This is a genomic window from Cryobacterium sp. TMB1-7 (assembly GCF_004402435.1).
In the GTDB taxonomy this organism is placed as follows: Bacteria; Actinomycetota; Actinomycetes; order Actinomycetales; family Microbacteriaceae; genus Cryobacterium; species Cryobacterium zongtaii.
In genome coordinates this window covers 171,565-189,556 of record NZ_SOFZ01000016.1, presented here as the reverse complement: position 1 = coordinate 189,556, position 17,992 = coordinate 171,565, and the positions used below count along the sequence as shown (strand labels likewise).

Here is a 17,992-nt window from a genome sequence, read left to right as displayed (position 1 = left end):
GAGCGGCCCTGTGGTTGCCTGGCTCGGCTGAGGTAGCCAGAACGTCGCTTTCGCGAGGTCGTCCATCCGCGAAAGCGGCCGTGTGGTTGCCTCGGCCGGGGCGAAGTGACCACATGGCCGCTTTCGCGAGGTCGTCCTTCGAGCGCATGCGGGTGCTCGGGCGCCGTGGGGACGGTCAGCCGGCGGGGCGGGGCGGGGCGGACGACCGGCGCCGGAGCTGCTTGGGCCGGCCGAGGGCCACCAGGCCCAGCACCGGCGCGATGAGCAGCTGCAGCGCCACGAGGGGACCGAACGAGGCGAACACCACGGTGAGCACTGCCGTCGCGGTGCCCAGGATCAACACGATCACCAAAAAGACGGTGCGTCCGGTGCGGGCGAAGGCGACGGATGCCAGTCCCAGCGGCACCAGCCGCAGCCACAGGTCCGCCTGGGACTGGGGCAGCGGCCCGCCGATGACCGAGATCGTGGCAGCCAGCGCGTACAGCGCCGTCCACACCCAGAACAGCCATGGACCGGCGGGCTGCACCGGCTGGTACGGCTCGTCGGCCGCCCAGCCCGGCGGCGTACCCGTGGCAGGTCCCCGGCCGGTCCCGGCCCACTCCCCGCCCGAGCCGAAACTCGAGCCGGAGCCCGCCCCTTCGCCGGTCGGCCGGGGTCCGGCGGATCCGGGGGAGCGGCGCATCCGCTCGGCCTCGACCTCACGCAGCACGGCCCGGGCCTGGGTGAACCTGTCGAACCGGGCGGCCGCCGCGGCCAACTCGGCGGGTGTTGCGGCGGTCAACAGGTCGGGATGCGAGCGCTGGGCCTGGTACCGGAACGCCCGCTCCACCTGCTCCAGCTCGGCATCGACCGCAACCTCGAGGAGTGCCGCCGCCTCGACGGGGGTCATCGTGCGTTCGGTCATGTCGCGCAGACGGTCACGGGACGGCGGCGGGTGCTCATAGGCCGATGGGCGGATGCCCGGTCAGCGGCGAGGCCGTTCGGGCGCGGGTACTGGTGGGTGACCGGTCGGAGCGCCGATCCGGCGGCGAAACGGGACCTGGCCCCAGGACAGCCAGACGAAGGCGCCCAGGATCGGGAAGGCCAGGATGATCAGCACCCAGAGCGCGCATCCGGTGCCAGACATCGGGGTGCGAAAGAGCGAGCCGAAACCAGGAGAACGGCGACGGCGACCAGGGCAATCGTGCCAATGCCCAGCAGCAGCGCCCACAGATCCATCGTGCCCCTTCGTCGCATCCAGTCTCACAGCAGCCCTCCGACTCGGCAACCCTCTCCGCGTCCAGAAGTGCGGTGCCCGCCGGCGTTCGGATATCGCCGCGACCAGCCGGAACGGAGGTTGCCGGGTCACAATGGAGCCATGCCGAATCGCCTCGCCGACGCCATCAGCCCGTACCTGCGCTCGCACGCCGAGAACCCGGTCGACTGGCATCCGTGGGGTGTGGCCGCCTTCGCCGAGGCCCGCCGGCGCGACGTGCCGGTCCTGGTGTCGATCGGCTACGCCACCTGCCACTGGTGCCATGTGATGGCCCGCGAGAGCTTCAGCGATCCGGCGCTGGCCGCCTATCTCAACGAGCATTTCGTGAGCGTCAAGGTCGACCGGGAGGAGCATCCGGATGTCGATGCCAGCTACCTCGCCGCGGCCGGCGCGTTCACCCAGAACCTCGGCTGGCCGCTGAATGTGTTCGTCACCCCGGCCGGCCGGCCCTTCTTCGCCGGCACCTATTCGCCGCCCACGCCGATGCCGGGGCATCCGGCGTTCCGTGAGGTGCTCAACGCCGTCACGGATGCCTGGACCAACCGCCGGGACGCCGTCGAAGACAGTGCCGCGGGCCTGGCCGAGGCGCTCGCCCAGGCGGCGCCCGCGGCGGTGGGGGAGATGCCGGACCAGGCCAGAGTCGCCGACACCGTCGCCCGGCTGGCCACGGCGGAGGATCCCGTCTACGGCGGTTTCGGCGGTGCTCCCAAGTTTCCCGCCGCGCCGACCCTGGGCCTGCTGCTCGACCGGGCCGACGGCCGGGAGCTGGCGCTGCGCACCCTCAAGCGGATGGGTGCGTCGCCGCTCCGGGACCCCGTCGAGGGCGGTTTCTTCCGCTACGCCGTCAACCGCGATTGGAGCGACCCGCACTACGAACGGATGCTTTACGACAACGCGCAACTTCTCGAGCTGTACACCCGGGCGTGGATGCTCACCGGTGAACGCTGGGCCCGCATCGTGGCCGAGGGCCTCGTCGGGTTTCTCGGCGCGGTGCTTCAGCTACCCGATGGCGGTTTCGCCAGCGCCCAGGACTCGGAGAGCACCGTCGACGGGGTGCGGGTGGAGGGCGGCTACTACGCCCTCGACGAAGACGCCCGCCGCGGCCAGGCCCCGCCGGCCCTGGACGCCAAGGTGCTCACCGGCTGGAACGGCCTGGCGATCGGCGCCCTCGCACTGGCCGGGCACGCGTTCGCCGACGATGCCGCGCTGCACCTGGCCCGACGTGCGGCCGACAGGCTGCTCCAGGCGCACCGCCGCGCCGATGGCGCCCTGGTGCGGGCCTCCATCGACGGTCGCCTCTCGGCCGCGGTCGCGACACTGGAGGACTACGGCATGTTCGCCGGCGGCCTCCTCGAGCTCGCCACCGCCACCGGAGAGGTACGGTACGCGGTCGTGGCCGGGGAACTCATCGACCGGACCATGCCCGGCGACGGTTCGACGGCCGGCCGTGAACCCGGAATGACCTTCGCCGCCCCGGAGGGCGCCGATCCGGTGCTCACGGCGCAGGGACTCGACCTCGCCACCGACCCCTCCGAGGGCGCCTACCCATCCGGACTCACGGCCATCGCCAGCGCGGCCTGGCGGCTGCACCTGCTCACCGGCGCCGGCCGCTATCGCGACGCGGCCACGGCCGGGATGGTGCGGCTGGTCGGATCCGGCGACATCAACCCGCTCGCGTTCGGCGCCGCCCTCCGGCTGGTCAACGGGCTCACCACGCCGGTGGAGCAACTCGTCGTCGTCACCCCTGACGGAGCCTCGGAACGGCCCGTCACCGCAACGGCCGGTTCGGCTCTGCTGGACGCGGCCCGGCGTCGCACCGGGGTCGTCGCCGTGGTCACCGAACGGCAGGGCGCCGCCTTCGCCGCCGCCGGTTTCGAGCTGTTCGCCGACCGCACCACCCGCGACGGCCTGCCCACCGCATACCTCTGCCACGACTTCGTCTGCCGCCTGCCCAGCACGGATGCCGCCGCGCTCGGCTGAATCGCCCCATCCGCCGCCCCCGCCCCATGCAACTGGTGCCCGTGCGGACAACTGCGCCCGGCGCACCGGGCACAGTTGTCCGGAACGGGAACAGTTGCCGGCCGGGCGAGCACACCGACGAGACCAGGCAGGCCGGTGCCACCCTGGCCACCGCTTCCCGGATGATCACCCACGACGCGTTCGATCGCCGGCACCACGGCCTGACCACGCCGCCGCCGTCCGCGCCGGTCACGCCCCGGCCGCCCCGGCAACGTACACTAGAGCAACGTCACTATTCCCAGCGGGCCCCTTGCCCGGCCTGGACCGGTGCGTGGATGCCCGGGAGACCCGGGCGCATACTCCGGGGCCTGGCGCATCGATGCCCGCCCTGAGCAGATCGCCCGTCGCTTTTCCCGCACAACCGCTTGGCACCCCGCAGTCAGCCCTGCATCCGTTACCGCTCCACGTATTTTTCTCCAAGGAGGACCATGGCACGCTTTGACCGCACCGATTCCACCCGACACTCTCACATCGCTGCCGGAACTGGCTTCTCTGAGGCCCCGGCGAACCCGGTCGATGAACCGGCTCCGGACACCGCGTCCATTCCCCTCCTCTCGCTGAGCAGCGAACCCGAGCTGGTGCTGCGCTCCCTCGACGACCGCACCCGCCGTTTCGACCGCGAAGACGTTGTCGTGCGAAAGGGCGAGATCGCCCTGATCAACGGGCACTTCACTCCGCACGAGTCCAGGGTCAGCGACCTGCTCGCCCTGGCCGACGCCCTCGACACCGCCGGCATCGACTACCTGCTGGTGCGCGGCGACCACGACCGTCCGGTCATCGCCGTGAACCGCAAGCGTCGCAAGAAGATCAGCCGCGTCCTGGCCGAGGCCTTCGCGAACACGCCCTTCTACCTCAAGCCCCTCGACGGCGACCTCGCCCGCCCGGCTCTCGCCGCCGACGGCGCCCTCGCCGCCCTGGGCACCTCCGACGTCTTCAGGGTCTACCAGCCGCGCATCGAACCCATCGGCCGGCTCCGCTACGGTGCCGAGACCGCGTTCCAGCTCGAGCTGTGGCGGTTCGGCGAAGACGAGATCGTCGCTCCCGTCGAGAATGCCCTCATGCGCCGCCGGCTGCCCCGGTCCGAGGCCCGAGAGACCACCGTCGAGCTCTTCGGCCGCACCTGGCGCACCCTGCAGAACATGTTCGACGACCTCGTCAGCGACATCAGCTTCGACATCGACCTGGTCTTCTCCTGGGTTGACGGGTCCTCCAGCGACTTCCAGAAGGCCCGCGCCCTGCGCATGAACGGTTACGTCGCCGGCGCCGGCGACGATTCGGATGCCCGTTTCCGGCAGATCGATGAACTCAAGTACGCGTTGCGGAGTGTCTACATGTTCGCGCCGTGGGTGCGCCGCATCTTCATCGCCACCGACTCGCCCGCTCCCGAATGGCTGGTGGACCACCCGCGGGTGACCATCATGAACAGCGAGGACTTCTTCCCCGACGTCTCCGTTCTGCCCACCCACAACTCGCACGCCGTGGAGAGCCAGCTGCACCACATCCCGGGTATCGCCGAGCACTTCATCTACTCGAACGACGACATGTTCTTCGGTCGTCCGGTGGGACCTGAGCTGTTCTACTCACCCGGCGGAATCACCAAGTTCGTCGAGGCGGCGACCCGGATCGGCCTGGGCGACAACGACCCCAGCCGCAGCGGGTTCGAAAACGCCGCGCGGGTGAACCGGGCGCTGCTGCGCGAACGGTTCGGCAAGGTCACCACCCGGCACCTCGAGCACACCCCGGCACCGCTGCGCAAGAGCGTCATGGCCGAGCTCGAGGCCGAATTCCCCGAGGACTTCCGACGCACCATGGCCAGCCGGTTCCGCTCGGCCACCGACATCTCGGTCACCAACTCGCTGTACCACTACTACGCGCTGGCCACCGGCCGGGCCGTGGAGCAGACCCAGGTTCGGTCGCTGTACGTCGAAACGACGCTCAAGCTGGCGCTGCGCCAGATGAACAAGCTGCTCAAGCGCCGCGACCAGGACATGTTCTGCCTCAACGACGGCAGCTTTCCCGAGATCAGCGACGAGGTGCGCACCGAGGCCGTCACCGACTTCCTCGAGCGATACTTCCCGATCGTGGCCCCGTGGGAACGCGAAAGCGTCATCGCGGCCAGCCAGCACGGCGAGGACACCCTCATCGAGAGTGCCCTGGGCCTGGGAAACGGCGACGTCAGCGCAGAACCTGGATCGGCCTGGTCATTGGCGGCTCCCGGTATGCGGGCAGACTCCCCGCAGGCATGATCTCGATGCCGGAGGCGGCCAGGCGGCGGGCGCTTTCGGCGGCGTCGATGTAGTCCAGCGGCTCGAAGTCGCCCAGCGGCACCACCGAGTGCAGCACGGTGTCGGCGTAGACGTGCACGAGGTTGAACGCTCGCGCGCCGTCGCGGCCACGGGTGCCGCCGACGGGAACGTTGAGGTCCTGGGTGTAGCAGGTGGCCGACGCCACCGACACCGGGATGCCGGCGAACGTGGCGGTGGACGAGTAGTGCAGGTGCCCGGCCAGGATGCTGCGCACATCCGTGCCGCGCAGCACGTGAGCGAGGCTGGCCTGATCGCGCAGCTCCACCGCCACCGACAGGTCGAGCATGCTCGGCACCGGCGGGTGGTGCATGGCCAGGATGGTGCCGTCCGGCGCGGGGACGCTCAACTGCAGGCTGAGCCACTCGAGCTGATTCTCGGTGATCTCGCCGTAGTGGCTGCCGGGCACCGAGGTGTCCAGGGTGATGATGCGCAGCCCGCCGATGAAGTCGACGTGGTCGATCGGCGCCTGACTGGGTTCCTCACCGAGGAGCTCGGTACGGAAGTTCGCCCGATTGTCGTGGTTCCCCATCACCCAGATGACCCTGGCGCCGAGGCGCTCCGCGGCGGGTTCGACGATGCCGCGCAGCTGCGCGTAGGCGTGCGGCTCACCCTTGTCGGCGAGGTCACCGGTGATGATGATCGCATCGGGTCTGCCGCCGGATGCCTCGACATCCGCGACCAACCGCTGCACGTGTGCGGCACTGTCCACGCTGCCGTAGAGACGATTGCCGTCTGCGAGCAGGTGCGTGTCGCTGAGGTGGAGAAGGAAATAATCCGGCCTGGGGTATTCGGCCGTTCGAACGCTCACGGAGCTTCCATTCGTTTGGTACTTAGGCACTTTACGGGGATTACGCTGCGGATGCTACAAGACCAGTCGATCAGAGAATCATGAACATAGCGTGTCCAACACGCGAAAAGACGGGACCCTGAGGATAAATCCTCAGGGTCCCGTCTCGTGACCTGTCTCAGGGATGCGTGAGCCCGGGCTCCGTGACCGGCAGCACCGCTACGGCGCCCTCGTCGTGCTCATACGGTTCGATGGTGTCGTGGTCCGCGGCCGCCGCCCGGCGCCGCTCCGACTCGAAGTCGCCCTCCAGGCCCGGGTACCCACCGCGGTCGAGTGAGCGATCCGCGCCGCGCGTGGACCGTTCCCGCCTTGTCTGCCTACCGAACATATTCCGACGATACGCCGCAGAATCACCATGTCAAGAGGCAACCTGAGCGTGGCTCAGCACCTGACGCACATGTGTTGTGCACCGGGCTTTCACGGTTCACCCATGCTGCCGTGGGAAGCTAGAGAGTGCCCTCGATCTCCCGCCTCACCCCCACCCGTTACATCGGCGCAGCGTTGCTCTGCGTCGTCGCGTTTGTGGCGTTGTACCTCTTTTTCGTGCGGGATGTCGCCGGGCAGGCCATCGATCAGCTGGCCTTCAACGGGGCCGAGGACGGCTCAACGGGCACCACGGTCACCCGGCAGCTGCTCGACATGATCCCCTCGGTGATGGTCGCCATCGGAGCAATCGTGAGCCTGATCATCGCGACAGTGCGACGCGCCTGGTTCCCGCTCGTGGTCGCCGTGAGCGCCGCGATGGTGGCCGTCGTGACCACTCAGCTGCTCAAGAACGTGATCCTCACCCGCCCGGAGCTCGGTGTGGACGGCTACGTCCCCAACTCATTCCCCTCCGGGCATACAACGGTGGCGGCGGCATCCGCGTTGGTGGTGTTCCTCGTCGCCAGCCCGCACACGCGGTGGCTGGCCGGCACCATCGGGGCGGCATTCGCGGTCGCGGCCGGGGTATCCACGCTGGTGAGCCTGTGGCACCGGCCCAGCGACGTGATCGCGGCGCTGCTCGTCGTGGCGTTCTGGGGCTGCGTCGCCGGGGCCGTGCTCACCCGGTCCGGCGGCCGACAGCGCACCGCACGCACCCCCACCCCGGCCAGGGTGGGCCTGAAGCTGCAGACCGGGATCGCGGTGCTCGCCGGCATCGTCACCGCGGTGGCCGCGGGTATCGGCGCCACCGGGGCGTTCGGCATCTCGGATGCGCCGGTGGCCTATCTCGGCGCGGTCACCGCGATCGTCGCGGTCGGTTTTGTGCTGGCCATCACCGCCACCCGCCTCTTCGACCGCCTGCCGTAGCGGTCGCGGGCGGGAGCCCGCGGCCGGGAGCCCATCTGCCGCCGCATCCGCCGCGCGCCTCGCCGTGCAGGGGGATGTGCCTACGGCGCGGTGCGTGTAACACTGGGGCATGGCCGTCACGCTGAGAGCGCTCCAGACCGTTGTTCCGCCCACCGTCCTTGTGCAGGAGCAGGTCAGGGACATCTTCGCCGCCCAACCTGGCCTCAGCCGGCTGGCGCAGCGGTTGGTGACCGCATCCTTCAACCTGTCGGGGATCGACACCCGGCATACCGTGATCGAGGAACTCACCCTCGACTCGCAGGCGCCCGAGCCGCAGTTCTTCGACGCCACCACCCAGCGGCTGCTCGTGCCCGGCACCCGGGTGCGCAACGAGCTGTACATCGAGCAGGCCACGAAGCTGTTCGTGGAGGCCGGCCGGCGTGCGCTGGCCGCCTGCCCGGGGCTGGACGCCGGTGACATCACCCACGTCGTGACGGTCTCCTGCACGGGCTTCTACGCGCCGGGCCCTGACTACATGCTGGTGCGCGAGTTGGGCCTGGCGCCGTCCACCCAGCGCTACCACCTCGGATTCATGGGTTGCTACGCGGCCATGCCGGCGCTACGCACCGCGAAGCAGTTCGTGCTGGCCGATCCGTCCGCCGTGGTGCTCGTGGTCAGCGCCGAGCTGTGCTCGCTGCACCTGCGCACCTCCAACGACCCCGACACCATCGTGGCGTCGTCGCTGTTCTCGGATGGCGCGGCCGCCGGCATCGTGAGCAGCCGTGCGCCGGTCGCCGGCGAGACCGCCCTCAACCTGGACCACTTCGAGACCGTGATCACGCCCGTCGGCGAGGGCGACATGGCCTGGAAGATCGGCGACGAGGGCTTCGAGATGGTTTTGAGCTCGTACGTGCCGCACATCATCGACGAACACATCGAGTCGGCCCTGGCGCCGCTGTTCGGCCGGGACGAGTCGCTGACCCTGGCGCTGGCGGCGGGCGTGGTGGCCGAGGCCGACGCCGTGACCGTGCAGGCACAGGAGCAGCAATCGCAGTCGGTGGACGGCGGGGCGAGTCCCGGCCAGGTGCTCACGGCCGCGACCCCTGGTTCGGCTCTGAGCACCGCCATCGCGCACTGGGCGATCCACCCCGGCGGGCGCAGCATCCTCGATAAAACCGAGGCCAAACTCGGCCTCACCGAGGCGCAGCTGGTGCCGTCGCGGGAAACCCTGCGCACCAACGGCAACATGTCCAGCGCCACCATCCTCTTCGTCATGAAGGAGATCCTCGAGGGCGCGGCCACCGCCGACGGGGACCGGGTCTGCGCGATGGCGTTCGGGCCGGGTCTGACCGTGGAGTCAGGCCTGATGACAGTGCAGCGCGGCTGACCCGTGCTCCCGAGGCTCCGCGAACGGGCGGTCGACGCCGTCGAGATCATGGACGATCCGCACTGCGACGCCGAGACGCTGCGGCGCACCTACGCGAACTTCCGGTACGTCAACGCCGTCGTCTCCGGGCTTCGGCACACCTACCGCCGCGACATCCGACCGCGCCTGTCGGCCGGCACCGAGACCAGCCTGCTCGACATCGGCTCCGGCGGCGGCGATGTGGCCCGGTCGCTGGCCCGCTGGGCCGTGCGCGACGGGCTGCGCCTGAGTGTGACCGCGATCGACCCGGATGCCCGCGCGCACGCCTACGCGGCCGGCCGGCCGCCGTTGCCCGGGCTGGAGTTTCGCCGGGCGCTCAGCAGCGACCTCGTGGCCGCGGGGGAGCGGTTCGACATCGTGCTCTCCAACCACGTGCTGCACCACCTCAATGGCGTCGAGCTCGGCGCGTTGCTCGTGGACTCGGAACGGCTCAGCCGCGGCCTGGTCCTGCACGGCGACATCGAGCGCTCCCCGCTGGCCTACCTCGGCTTCGGGCTGGGCACGTGGCCGTTTTTTCGCCGCTCCTACATTCGCGCCGACGGCCTCACCTCGATCCGGCGCAGCTTCACCTGGCGCGAGCTGGCGGCCGTGGCGCCGCCGGGCTGGAGCGTGCACCGGGAGGTGCCGTACCGGCTGATGCTGCGTTGGCAGGCCCCCGCGGTGACCGAACCGCGGCGGGCCGTTTCGACTGATTCGGCCGCACCGGCAGCTGGAAGTCGGGCGCATGCGTGACGTGATCGTGGTCGGCGGCGGCCCGGTGGGCATCCTGCTGGCCTGTCTGCTGGCCGAGCGCGGCGTGGACGTGGAGGTGCTCGAACGGCGTACCGAGCCGTCGATGCTCGCGCGGGCCATCGGCATCCACCCGCCGTCGATGCGGGTCCTGCGCCAGGCCGGCGTGGCCGAGGAGGTGCTGGCCCGGGCAGTGCGCATCGAGACCGGCAGCGTGCAGAGCGGCGGCCGCACGCTGGGGCGGCTGTCGTTCGCGCAGACGACGGGGCGGTTCCCGTTTGTCGTGGCGCTGCCGCAGTACGAAACCGAAGCTGTGCTGCGGGCGCGATTCCGACAGTTGCGGCCGGACGGTCTGCGCTCCGGCGTGGCTGTGGGCATGCTGCACGATCGCGGCTACCACGTGGACCTGATCGCCGAGCCGAGTGCCGACAGGGCCGGGGATACCGGCGACAACGGGCTCGAGATCGTGGGGACGGCGCGGTACGTGGTGGTGGCCGACGGCGCCCGCGGACAGCTGCGCGATGCCGTCGGCATCGCCTCCCGGCCGCTCGGCGGCGGGGACACCTACCTGATGGCCGACTATCCGGACACCGGCGAACACGGCAGCGAGGCCGTTTTATTCTTCGAACGAGGCGGCGTCGTCGAGTCGTTCCCGCTGCCGGGCGGCCGGCGCCGCTGGGTGGCGCTGACGCCGACCCTGATGGAGGATGCCTCGCTCGAGGACCTGACGGCCCTGGTCCTCGGTCGCACCGGGGTGCTGCTGCCGGCCTCCGACGCCGTGCCGAGCTCGTTCTCGGTGCGGCAGCGGCTGGCCGCCACGATGGTGCAGGGCCGGGTGCTGCTGGTGGGGGATGCGGCGCACGAGATCAGCCCGATCGGCGGGCAGGGTATGAACCTGGGGTGGCTCGACGCGGTGGCGTTGGCGCCTGCGCTCACGCACGCGCTCGCGCAGCCGATCGAGGCCCGGGTGACGCTCGCCGGCTACGACCGCCGCCGGCGGCGCAGCGCCCGCATTGCCGCCAGGCAGGCCGGCTTCAACATGGCGATGGGCCGTCCGGCACGCGGACTGCGGCTGCGGCTGCGCAACGTGATCGTGCGGGTCCTGGCGACACCGCCGTTGAACGGCCTGCTCACGCGGGCGTTCACGATGCGCTGGCTCTAGCCGGCTTCCTGGTCCAAGGATCACGTCCACGTCGTTGGTCGAGCTTGTCGAGACCTGGTGACCCGGTCCCTAGGTCGCGCCCACGGGTTGGTTGGGTCGCGTAGGCCGGGCCCGGCGTGCAGTTGAATAGAGGGGTGACTGCACCTCTGATCGACCTGCTCCGCGCCGACCTCGCCGCCGCCAACTTCTCGGTGACCGCCCTGACCGGGCTGTGGGGCATCGAAGCGGATGCCGCCCTGCGCCGCAATCAGCGGGTGCCGGCCCTGCGGGCGCTCGCCAAGCTGCGCGCCACCCTCGCCGTGCCCGAACCCAACGTGGTGCTCGCCCAGATCTTCGTGCTCGGCCTACCCGTCCAACGGGCCGAGCTCGCGGCGGCCCTGCCGTCCCTCGGCGTGGACGGCGCCGAGCAGCTCGGCCTTGTCGCCGCCCGCCCCGACGAGGCCGCCACGCAGCCCGGCCCCGTCGCCGACCTTGTCGCCCCGGCGGACCCGGCACTCGGCCCGGCACAGGTGGCGCCGCTGGTGGACCTGCGGCCGTACAGCTTCGTGGACGCGCACGGCGCCGGCAGCTGGTGGATCACCTCGGACCTGGGCGAACTGGCGCTGGGGCATCCGCTCGGCGAAGACCACGTGCTCGGCGTCGGCGGTGCGTCGCTCACCCTGAGTGCCCTGATGATCCCCACCGCGGTCGACAGCGCGCTGGACCTCGGCACCGGCTGCGGCATCCAGGCCCTGCACGCCGCCAGACACGCCACCCGGGTGGTGGCCACCGACATCTCCGAGCGAGCCCTCGAGCTCGCGGCGCTCAACGCCCGGCTGAACGGCGTCGAGAACATCGAGTTCCGGCTCGGCAGCCTGTTCGACCCCGTCGCGGGGGAGCGGTTCGACCACATCATCTCCAACCCGCCGTTCGTCATCACCCCACGGGTGGAGGGTGTGCCCAGCTACGAGTACCGCGACGGCGGCATGGTCGGCGACGCCCTCGTGGAGGCCGTGGTGCGTGGCGCCGCCGACCACCTCACCCCCGGCGGGGTGGCCCAGCTGCTCGGCAACTGGGAGTATCACGACGACGACGCCTTCAACAGGCTCACCGGCTGGCTGGCGAGCCCGGCGGAGACCGCGCTGGACGCCTGGATCATCGAGCGCGAGGTGCAGCCGCCCACGGGCTACGCCGAAACCTGGATCCGCGACGGCGGCACCCGCCCGGACACCCCCGACTTCGACCGGCTCTACGGCGCCTGGCTCGACGACTTCGAGGCCCGCGGGGTGCGTCAGGTGGGCTTCGGCTACATGCTGCTGCGCCGCCCGACGGATGGCCGCCGCCGGGCCGCCGCACCGACCCGCCCCCGCCTGCTCCGGCTCGAACGGCTGCCGGAGGCCCTGGGGCACAACCCGGCCGGTATCGGCCACCACCTTGCCGAGTGCCTGGCCGCGCACGACTGGCAAGCCGGGCTGGATGACGACGCGCTGTCCCGCAGCACGCTCACCGTGGCATCCGACGTCACCGAGGAACGGCACTTCTGGCCCGGCCAGGAGGATCCGACGCTGATGACCCTGCACCAGGGCGGCGGCTTCGGCCGATCGGTTCCGCTGGATACCGCCCAGGCCGCCCTGATCGGCGCCTGCGACGGCGAGCTTCCGGTGGGTGCGATCATCGACGCGATCGCCCAGCTGCTCGACGCCGACGCGGCCGCCTTGCGGGCCGAGCTGCTGCCCCGGGTGCGCGGCCTGCTCGACGACGGCTTCCTCGAGCCGCCCGCCGCCTAGCCACGGGCGCCCGCCGGACCCGCCCGCCCGACCCGCCAGCCCCACACCCAGCGGCGCTAACTGTTGCCGAGGCGGACATTTGCGCCCGGTGCGCCGGGACCATTTGTCCGGAACGGGAACAGTTGCTGCTGAGGGGCCCCACCCGGCGCGCCCCGACCGCGGCCGAACCGGGCGGCCACGGCCTGAGGTAGCGTGAGGGGTACCACTTCGAGGGGCCGAGAGGAGTGCGTCACCTGACGCGAACACAGCGATGCAACGTCGGACCTTCCTGATCAGCTCCCTTTCCGGGCTCTCCCTGCTCGCGCTCAGCGGATGCGTGCCGCCCAAGCCCACGCCGACGGGCTCGCCCACTCCCTCCGCCACGCCGGCGCCGTCCCTGGTGCCGCAGCCCCAGGACATGCTGCGCAGCTCCTGGTCCGACGACCCGTTCGCCCGCGGTTCCTACAGCTTCGCGGCGGTCTCCTCAACGCCTCAGCAGCGCGAGGACCTGGCCGAACCCATCCTCGACAGGCTCTTCCTCGCCGGGGAGGCGCTCTCAGACACCGCCCCTGGCACCGTGCAGGGCGCCCGCGGCTCCGGCCAGCGCGCCGCCAGGGCCCTGGCGGACGTCGCCGAACCCGGCGAGCGGGTGGCCGTGATCGGCGCCGGAGCTGCCGGCGTCGCCGCCGCCCGGCTGCTCACCGACGCCGGTTTCACCGTGCTCGTGATCGAGGCCCGCGACAGGCTCGGCGGCCGCATCCACACCGTCACCAGTGGCTCCTGGCCGATGCCCGTTGAACTCGGCCCGTCGTTCATCGTCGCCGGCAGCACCAACTCCCTCGACGAGGAGTTCACCGGCCTCGAGGTCTCGCACGCGCCCTTCACCCCGACCCCGGAGGCGCGAACCCCGGCCGGCATCGTCACCCCGGTCTCTCCGGTCGGAGCCGACGCCGTCACCGCGGCGCTGGCCTGGGCCGCCGCGCAGGTCGAAGACACCTCCCTGGCCAAGGCCCTCGTCGCCAACGGCTCCGCCACACTGTCCATGGCGGATGGCGAAGCCGGGGTCTCCGACGCCGACTGGCTGGACTACCAGCTCGCCACCTCCACCACCCTGGAGTCCGGTGCCCCGGCCGAGGAGATGTCCGGCTGGTATGCCCCCACCCCGGCGACGACCGCCGCGGACGACATCCGCATCGTGATCGGCGGCTACGGCGCGCTGCTCGACGAAGACGCGACCGACCTGGACGTGCTCTTCTCCAGCGTGGTGACCCGGGTGGCGTACACCGATACCTCCGTCAGCCTGCGCCTGGGCACCGGCGAGTCCCTCACCGTGGACCGCGCGATCGTGACCGTGCCGCTGGGCGTGCTCAAGAGCGATGTCATCGAATTCGACCCGCCCCTGCCGTTCGCGCACCGAGGCGCGATCGCCGCGCTCGGGATGGGCGCTCTCGACAAGATCTGGCTGCGCTTCGAGGAGCCGTTCTGGGACACCGACGCCGCCCTGTGGACCACCGTCGGAGACGACACCCTCGACTTCAGGGTCTGGGTGAACATGATGCCGATCACCAACGAGCCGATCCTGGTGGGTTTTGTCAGCGGCGAGCGGGCGTTGGGGCTCGCGAAGTCCGACAACACGGAGTTCACCGACGCCGCGTTGCGCAGCCTGGAACCGTTCGCGGTCGTCGCCACGGCCACCCCGGCGCCCTGACCGGCCCTTCTGTTTGGGGCTCCGGGCGGAGTGATTCGCCGTCGGAACATTAACGAGCAAAGCTCAGAGTTCCGGTGTAAGCTCCACGAAACGTCTAGTCGGTGAAGGGGCCGCCCATCTCAGGGACACCCCCACGGGGAGATCCAGTCGTTTCCGCACTGGACGTGCCGACGGAGTCCGGGTGGGTGCTTTTCGCCGTCGGTCATCGGGTGCGGTCGCGATCCTGGTGTCCCACCTGCACCGCGGCCAATGCCAATTCTGATTGACCGTGTGAAACATGTATATTCTGACAAGTCTTGATTCAGTGTCGCTGCTCGACTTCGACACCAACCTGCCCTGCGAGGGCAGCCACCACCACCGGAGCCTGAGCGGCCACGCCGCCGCCGAGCCCGGCGCTTACATGGTGATCTCCCCGTGCTGCGGTCCCAAGGTGATCCAGTGTTCGCCACGGGTCTCGGCGATGCAGGCCTCCGGCGTGCTCTACTGCGGCACCTGCGAGTCCGAGCACCTCACCAGCCAGTACACCTTTCTCCCCGTCGAGCAGTAGCGGGTCGGGCGCGGCCGGGCCGGTTCTAGTTGGGCACCGATGACGCGCGGTCGCCGCGCGGGCGGGGACGCCAACTGAGCCGCGACGTGGCCACGAGCACCGCCGCGATGCCGAGGAACAGCAGTACGGCGATCAGGCAGTAGAACGCGGTCTCGAGCGGGCCGCTGACCTGGGCCGGGTCGAGGAAGAAGTACGGGTACCAGCCCACGAACGAGCCTCGCACGAACGTGAAGATGCCCCAGGCGATCGGGTACGGCAAGATCCAGCGCAGAAAACGCCAGGACAGCCGGGCCTTGCCGGTATCGGTCAGCCAGTCCAGCAGCGCCAGGGTGGGGATGTAGAAGTGCAGCACCTGGCTCGGCCAGGGCACCTCGATCGAGTAGTCGCGCGATGACGACTGGATGACGATGGTGAGGAACACGATTCCGGAAACCAGGATGTACGTGGTCACGAGCGCCCGGAACACGTCCAGCCACTGTGGGTCCTTCGGCTGCCGGAACGCCACGATCGCGCCGAGCACGAACGCGATCACCGCCGCGATCGCACTCTGCACCGTGAAATAGGTGAACACGTTGTACGCGGCGAAGGTGGGGAACAGCAACACGTACTCGTAGTTGCCGATCAGCCCCGCAATCCCGGCGACGGCCAACAGTAGCCGGCCGATGCCGTAACTGGACCGCATGGACAGGCGTTTGCGCGCGCGGAACGGCTCGCGCGCCTGTGGTTCCTCCCGTTGCGGAGAGGATTCGCGCACCGTCGATCCCGTCCGGCCGGGACCGGATGCCTGCGCGCCCATACTCCCACGGTACGCCAGAGTGCCGGTCGCCCGCGGCCATCATCGGCATCGCTGTGGGTTGCTACAGGCGGATGCTGAAACTCGCCTCGCCGTGTTCGGCCAGGTCGGTCACCTGCACCGATTCCACGCTCGCCGAACGCGGTCCGGTGTGCAGCCAGGCCAGCATCCGTTCGATCGCGTCGTCGTCACCCTCGATCTCGGCTTCGACGGCGCCGTCGGACCGGTTGCGCACGAAACCGCCCAGGCCGAGGGTGCCGGCCTGCGCCTCGGTGTAATACCGAAACCCCACGCCCTGAACCATCCCGTTGACGATCACTCGCTTGCGACTCACGCTCCCCATTCTGGGCGCACGCCACCGCCTCGACAACCCCGCCCGCCCGCGCGGTGGGCCGCAACTGTTGCCCATCCGGACATTTGCGCCCGGTGCGCCGGGTGCAATTGTCCGCAGCGGCAACAGCTGCGTGGGGGACACGTAACCGCACCGGGGCGGTACCGTCGAGCCATGACCTCTTACGAGTGGGCGCGGGCCGAGTCAGCGGATGCGCCCGTCGCGGTGCTGCTGCCCGGGGTGAACTACTCGGTGCAGGCCCCGGTGCTCTATTGGTGCGCCACGCTGCTCGCCGAGCGCGGCTGGCACGTGCAGGCCGTCGACTGGTCGGTGGACGACGAGGCGCTCGCGCATCCGCTGCCCTTCGTGGAGCGGGCCGCGGCCGACGCGTTCGACGCGAGCCCGGCGAGCTCGCGAAGGCTGGTCGTGACGAAATCCTTCGGCACCTACGCGCTGCCCTGGGCCCGGCGCGCGGGGATCGCCGGGGTCTGGCTGACGCCGCTGCTCACCGAGGAGCCGGTGCGCCGGGCGCTGTCGGAGGCGACCGCCGCGGACCTGGCCGTGGGCGGCGAGCTGGATGCGTTCTGGCGGCCCGACACGGTCCGCGGCACCGCGGCACAGCTGCTGTCGGTGCCGGGGGCGGGTCACGCGCTGACGCTGCCGGGAGACTGGCGGGGTTCGCTCGACCTGCAGGCCGGCATCCTGGCCGAGATCGCGCGCCACCTCGACGACGGTTAGCCGGACACTATCGCCGCAACAGTTGGGCCCGCGGAGTCTCGACAAGCTCGACCGACGAATAGGGTTGGCTTCTCGAGATCGACCCGCCGGCGGTCAGGCGGAGTCGCGCCAGACTATTTGGGTGTCGAGCAGGATGCCGCCGAGCTCCGGCGCCTCACCGCGCAGCTGGCTGAGCACCGACTCGGCCGCGCGCTGGCCGAGGCCGTTGGCGGGCTGGCGCACCGTGGAGAGCAACGGCTGGCATCGGAGTGCCCAGGCGCTGTCGTCGAAGCCGACGATGCCCACGTCGCCCGGCACGCTGCGGCCGGCCTCACGCAGGGCGTTCAGGGCGCCGGCGGCGATCACGTCGGAGGCCGCGAAGACCCCGTCGATCAGCGGGTCGCGGGCCAGCAGGGCGCGCATGCCGTCGCGGCCGTCGGCGTAGGTGTACAGCGGCACCGGGGCCACCAGCGCGGGGTCGAACCGGTCGCCCAGGGCGTCCGTGAATCCGGCCAGCCGGTCGGCGCCGGAGTCCCGGTCCAGGGCCGCGGCGATCATGCCGATGCGGCGGCGGCCGGTGCCGATCAGGCGCTCGGTGATGGCGCGGGCCGCGGCGCGGTTGTTGATACCCACGTACGGCAGGTCGCGCAGGTCCTGCGGATGCCCGACAAACGCCGCCGGCAGGTCGAGCCGTTCGATTACCCGGGTGATCGGGTCTTGTTCCCGGGCCGACACGACGACGACACCGTCGACGAAGCCACCGCTGAGGTACCGCGCCACCCTCTCGGTGTCGCGCTCGGACTCGATGACCAGGCTGACCATCTGGTAGTCGGCCAGGGAGAGCGCCGAGTTGGCGCCGAGCAGGATCTCGCCGATGTTGGGGTCTTCGAGGAACAAAGAATGCGGCTCGTGCACGATCAGGCCCACGGCCTGGGAGCGTTGCATGACGAGGTTGCGGGCGGCGGTGTTCGGCACGTAACCGACCTTCGCGATGGCCGCCTCGATGGCCAGACGAGCCTCGGCCGACACGTAGGGTTCGTTGTTCACCACCCGGCTCACGGTGCCGCGGGACACGCCGGCCTCCGCGGCGACGTCGTGGATTGTCGCACGCTTGCGCCGCCCCGGAATTGTCACCATT

Annotated in this window: 17 protein-coding genes; 10 read left to right on the top strand and 7 right to left on the bottom strand. The window is 70.6% G+C overall.

The window, feature by feature from the left end:
- Positions 1-175: 175 nt before the first annotated feature.
- Both E3O60_RS06260 and E3O60_RS18450 read right to left on the bottom strand, forming a co-directional pair.
- Positions 176-904: a hypothetical protein gene (locus tag E3O60_RS06260; RefSeq protein ID WP_134497513.1), complete on the bottom strand. Its 729-nt coding sequence runs from the start codon at positions 902-904 to the stop codon at positions 176-178.
- A gap of 60 nt (positions 905-964) precedes the next feature.
- The gene (locus E3O60_RS18450) at positions 965-1,126 is read right to left on the bottom strand and encodes a PLDc N-terminal domain-containing protein (RefSeq protein ID WP_166788959.1); all 162 of its coding nucleotides are present in this window, start codon (positions 1,124-1,126) and stop codon (positions 965-967) included.
- Between the two features lie 231 nt (positions 1,127-1,357).
- Between E3O60_RS18450 and E3O60_RS06250 the strand changes: the two genes are divergently transcribed.
- Both E3O60_RS06250 and E3O60_RS06245 read left to right on the top strand, forming a co-directional pair.
- The gene (locus E3O60_RS06250) at positions 1,358-3,235 is read left to right on the top strand and encodes a thioredoxin domain-containing protein (RefSeq protein WP_134497509.1); all 1,878 of its coding nucleotides are present in this window, start codon (positions 1,358-1,360) and stop codon (positions 3,233-3,235) included.
- A gap of 467 nt (positions 3,236-3,702) precedes the next feature.
- Positions 3,703-5,520, top strand: a complete 1,818-nt coding sequence (locus E3O60_RS06245; protein WP_134497507.1) for a stealth family protein — start codon at positions 3,703-3,705, stop codon at positions 5,518-5,520.
- On the opposite strand, the gene E3O60_RS06240 is transcribed toward E3O60_RS06245, so the two are convergent.
- Positions 5,450-6,388 (bottom strand): phosphodiesterase, encoded by a 939-nt coding sequence (locus E3O60_RS06240; protein WP_103478597.1) that lies wholly within the window; start codon positions 6,386-6,388, stop codon positions 5,450-5,452. The two genes, E3O60_RS06245 and E3O60_RS06240, sit on opposite strands and share 71 nt — an antisense overlap.
- Before the next feature lie 157 nt (positions 6,389-6,545).
- On the bottom strand, positions 6,546-6,755 hold the full coding sequence (locus E3O60_RS06235) for a hypothetical protein (RefSeq protein ID WP_088456958.1): 210 nt from the start codon (positions 6,753-6,755) through the stop codon (positions 6,546-6,548).
- A 125-nt stretch (positions 6,756-6,880) separates the two neighbouring features.
- Between E3O60_RS06235 and E3O60_RS06230 the strand changes: the two genes are divergently transcribed.
- The 7 genes from E3O60_RS06230 (at position 6,881) to E3O60_RS06200 (ending at position 15,013) form a co-directional block, all read left to right on the top strand.
- Positions 6,881-7,717, top strand: a complete 837-nt coding sequence (locus tag E3O60_RS06230; protein ID WP_134497505.1) for a phosphatase PAP2 family protein — start codon at positions 6,881-6,883, stop codon at positions 7,715-7,717.
- Between the two features lie 109 nt (positions 7,718-7,826).
- Positions 7,827-9,083, top strand: a complete 1,257-nt coding sequence (locus E3O60_RS06225; RefSeq protein ID WP_241980243.1) for a type III polyketide synthase — start codon at positions 7,827-7,829, stop codon at positions 9,081-9,083.
- Between the two features lie 3 nt (positions 9,084-9,086).
- On the top strand, positions 9,087-9,854 hold the full coding sequence (locus E3O60_RS06220; RefSeq protein ID WP_241993215.1) for a class I SAM-dependent methyltransferase: 768 nt from the start codon (positions 9,087-9,089) through the stop codon (positions 9,852-9,854).
- Positions 9,847-11,013 carry an NAD(P)/FAD-dependent oxidoreductase gene (locus E3O60_RS06215; RefSeq protein ID WP_134497503.1) on the top strand — a complete coding sequence of 389 codons (1,167 nt, stop codon included), beginning with the start codon at positions 9,847-9,849 and terminating at the stop codon, positions 11,011-11,013. The genes E3O60_RS06220 and E3O60_RS06215 overlap by 8 nt, the downstream gene beginning before the upstream one ends.
- Positions 11,014-11,147: 134 nt before the next feature.
- On the top strand, positions 11,148-12,779 hold the full coding sequence (locus E3O60_RS06210; RefSeq protein ID WP_241993214.1) for a methyltransferase: 1,632 nt from the start codon (positions 11,148-11,150) through the stop codon (positions 12,777-12,779).
- Positions 12,780-13,029: 250 nt separating this feature from the next.
- Entirely contained in the window at positions 13,030-14,466 is a 1,437-nt protein-coding gene (locus tag E3O60_RS06205; RefSeq protein ID WP_134497501.1) for an NAD(P)/FAD-dependent oxidoreductase, read from the top strand.
- A gap of 277 nt (positions 14,467-14,743) precedes the next feature.
- The gene (locus E3O60_RS06200; RefSeq protein WP_104162633.1) at positions 14,744-15,013 is read left to right on the top strand and encodes a hypothetical protein; all 270 of its coding nucleotides are present in this window, start codon (positions 14,744-14,746) and stop codon (positions 15,011-15,013) included.
- Between the two features lie 25 nt (positions 15,014-15,038).
- Here the strand turns inward: E3O60_RS06200 and E3O60_RS06195 are convergent, their stop codons facing one another.
- Together E3O60_RS06195 and E3O60_RS06190 are read right to left on the bottom strand one after the other, a co-directional pair.
- Complete coding sequence (locus E3O60_RS06195; protein ID WP_134408068.1) at positions 15,039-15,809, bottom strand: Pr6Pr family membrane protein; 771 nt, start codon at positions 15,807-15,809, stop codon at positions 15,039-15,041.
- A 61-nt stretch (positions 15,810-15,870) separates the two neighbouring features.
- Positions 15,871-16,140: an acylphosphatase gene (locus E3O60_RS06190; RefSeq protein WP_370028157.1), complete on the bottom strand. Its 270-nt coding sequence runs from the start codon at positions 16,138-16,140 to the stop codon at positions 15,871-15,873.
- A 171-nt stretch (positions 16,141-16,311) separates the two neighbouring features.
- On the opposite strand from E3O60_RS06190, the gene E3O60_RS06185 reads away from it, so the two are divergent.
- A complete protein-coding gene (locus E3O60_RS06185) occupies positions 16,312-16,875 on the top strand; it encodes a hypothetical protein (RefSeq protein ID WP_134408067.1) in 564 nt (187 codons plus the stop codon).
- Positions 16,876-16,968: 93 nt separating this feature from the next.
- On the opposite strand, the gene E3O60_RS06180 is transcribed toward E3O60_RS06185, so the two are convergent.
- Positions 16,969-17,991, bottom strand: a complete 1,023-nt coding sequence (locus tag E3O60_RS06180) for a LacI family DNA-binding transcriptional regulator (protein ID WP_134497499.1) — start codon at positions 17,989-17,991, stop codon at positions 16,969-16,971.
- Position 17,992: the final 1 nt, after the last annotated feature.

Excerpts from the sequence above, each read along its gene's own strand:
- E3O60_RS06260 (WP_134497513.1), bottom strand. The coding sequence starts at position 904 with ATGACCGAACGCACGATGACCCCCGTCGAGGCGGCGGCACTCCTCGAG.
- E3O60_RS18450 (WP_166788959.1), bottom strand. The coding sequence starts at position 1,126 with ATGTCTGGCACCGGATGCGCGCTCTGGGTGCTGATCATCCTGGCCTTC.
- E3O60_RS06250 (WP_134497509.1), top strand. The coding sequence starts at position 1,358 with ATGCCGAATCGCCTCGCCGACGCCATCAGCCCGTACCTGCGCTCGCAC.
- E3O60_RS06245 (WP_134497507.1), top strand. The coding sequence starts at position 3,703 with ATGGCACGCTTTGACCGCACCGATTCCACCCGACACTCTCACATCGCT.
- E3O60_RS06235 (WP_088456958.1), bottom strand. The coding sequence starts at position 6,755 with ATGTTCGGTAGGCAGACAAGGCGGGAACGGTCCACGCGCGGCGCGGAT.
- E3O60_RS06225 (WP_241980243.1), top strand. The coding sequence starts at position 7,827 with ATGGCCGTCACGCTGAGAGCGCTCCAGACCGTTGTTCCGCCCACCGTC.
- E3O60_RS06215 (WP_134497503.1), top strand. The coding sequence starts at position 9,847 with ATGCGTGACGTGATCGTGGTCGGCGGCGGCCCGGTGGGCATCCTGCTG.
- E3O60_RS06205 (WP_134497501.1), top strand. The coding sequence starts at position 13,030 with ATGCAACGTCGGACCTTCCTGATCAGCTCCCTTTCCGGGCTCTCCCTG.
- E3O60_RS06200 (WP_104162633.1), top strand. The coding sequence starts at position 14,744 with ATGTATATTCTGACAAGTCTTGATTCAGTGTCGCTGCTCGACTTCGAC.
- E3O60_RS06195 (WP_134408068.1), bottom strand. The coding sequence starts at position 15,809 with ATGGGCGCGCAGGCATCCGGTCCCGGCCGGACGGGATCGACGGTGCGC.
- E3O60_RS06185 (WP_134408067.1), top strand. The coding sequence starts at position 16,312 with ATGACCTCTTACGAGTGGGCGCGGGCCGAGTCAGCGGATGCGCCCGTC.
- E3O60_RS06180 (WP_134497499.1), bottom strand. The coding sequence starts at position 17,991 with ATGGTGACAATTCCGGGGCGGCGCAAGCGTGCGACAATCCACGACGTC.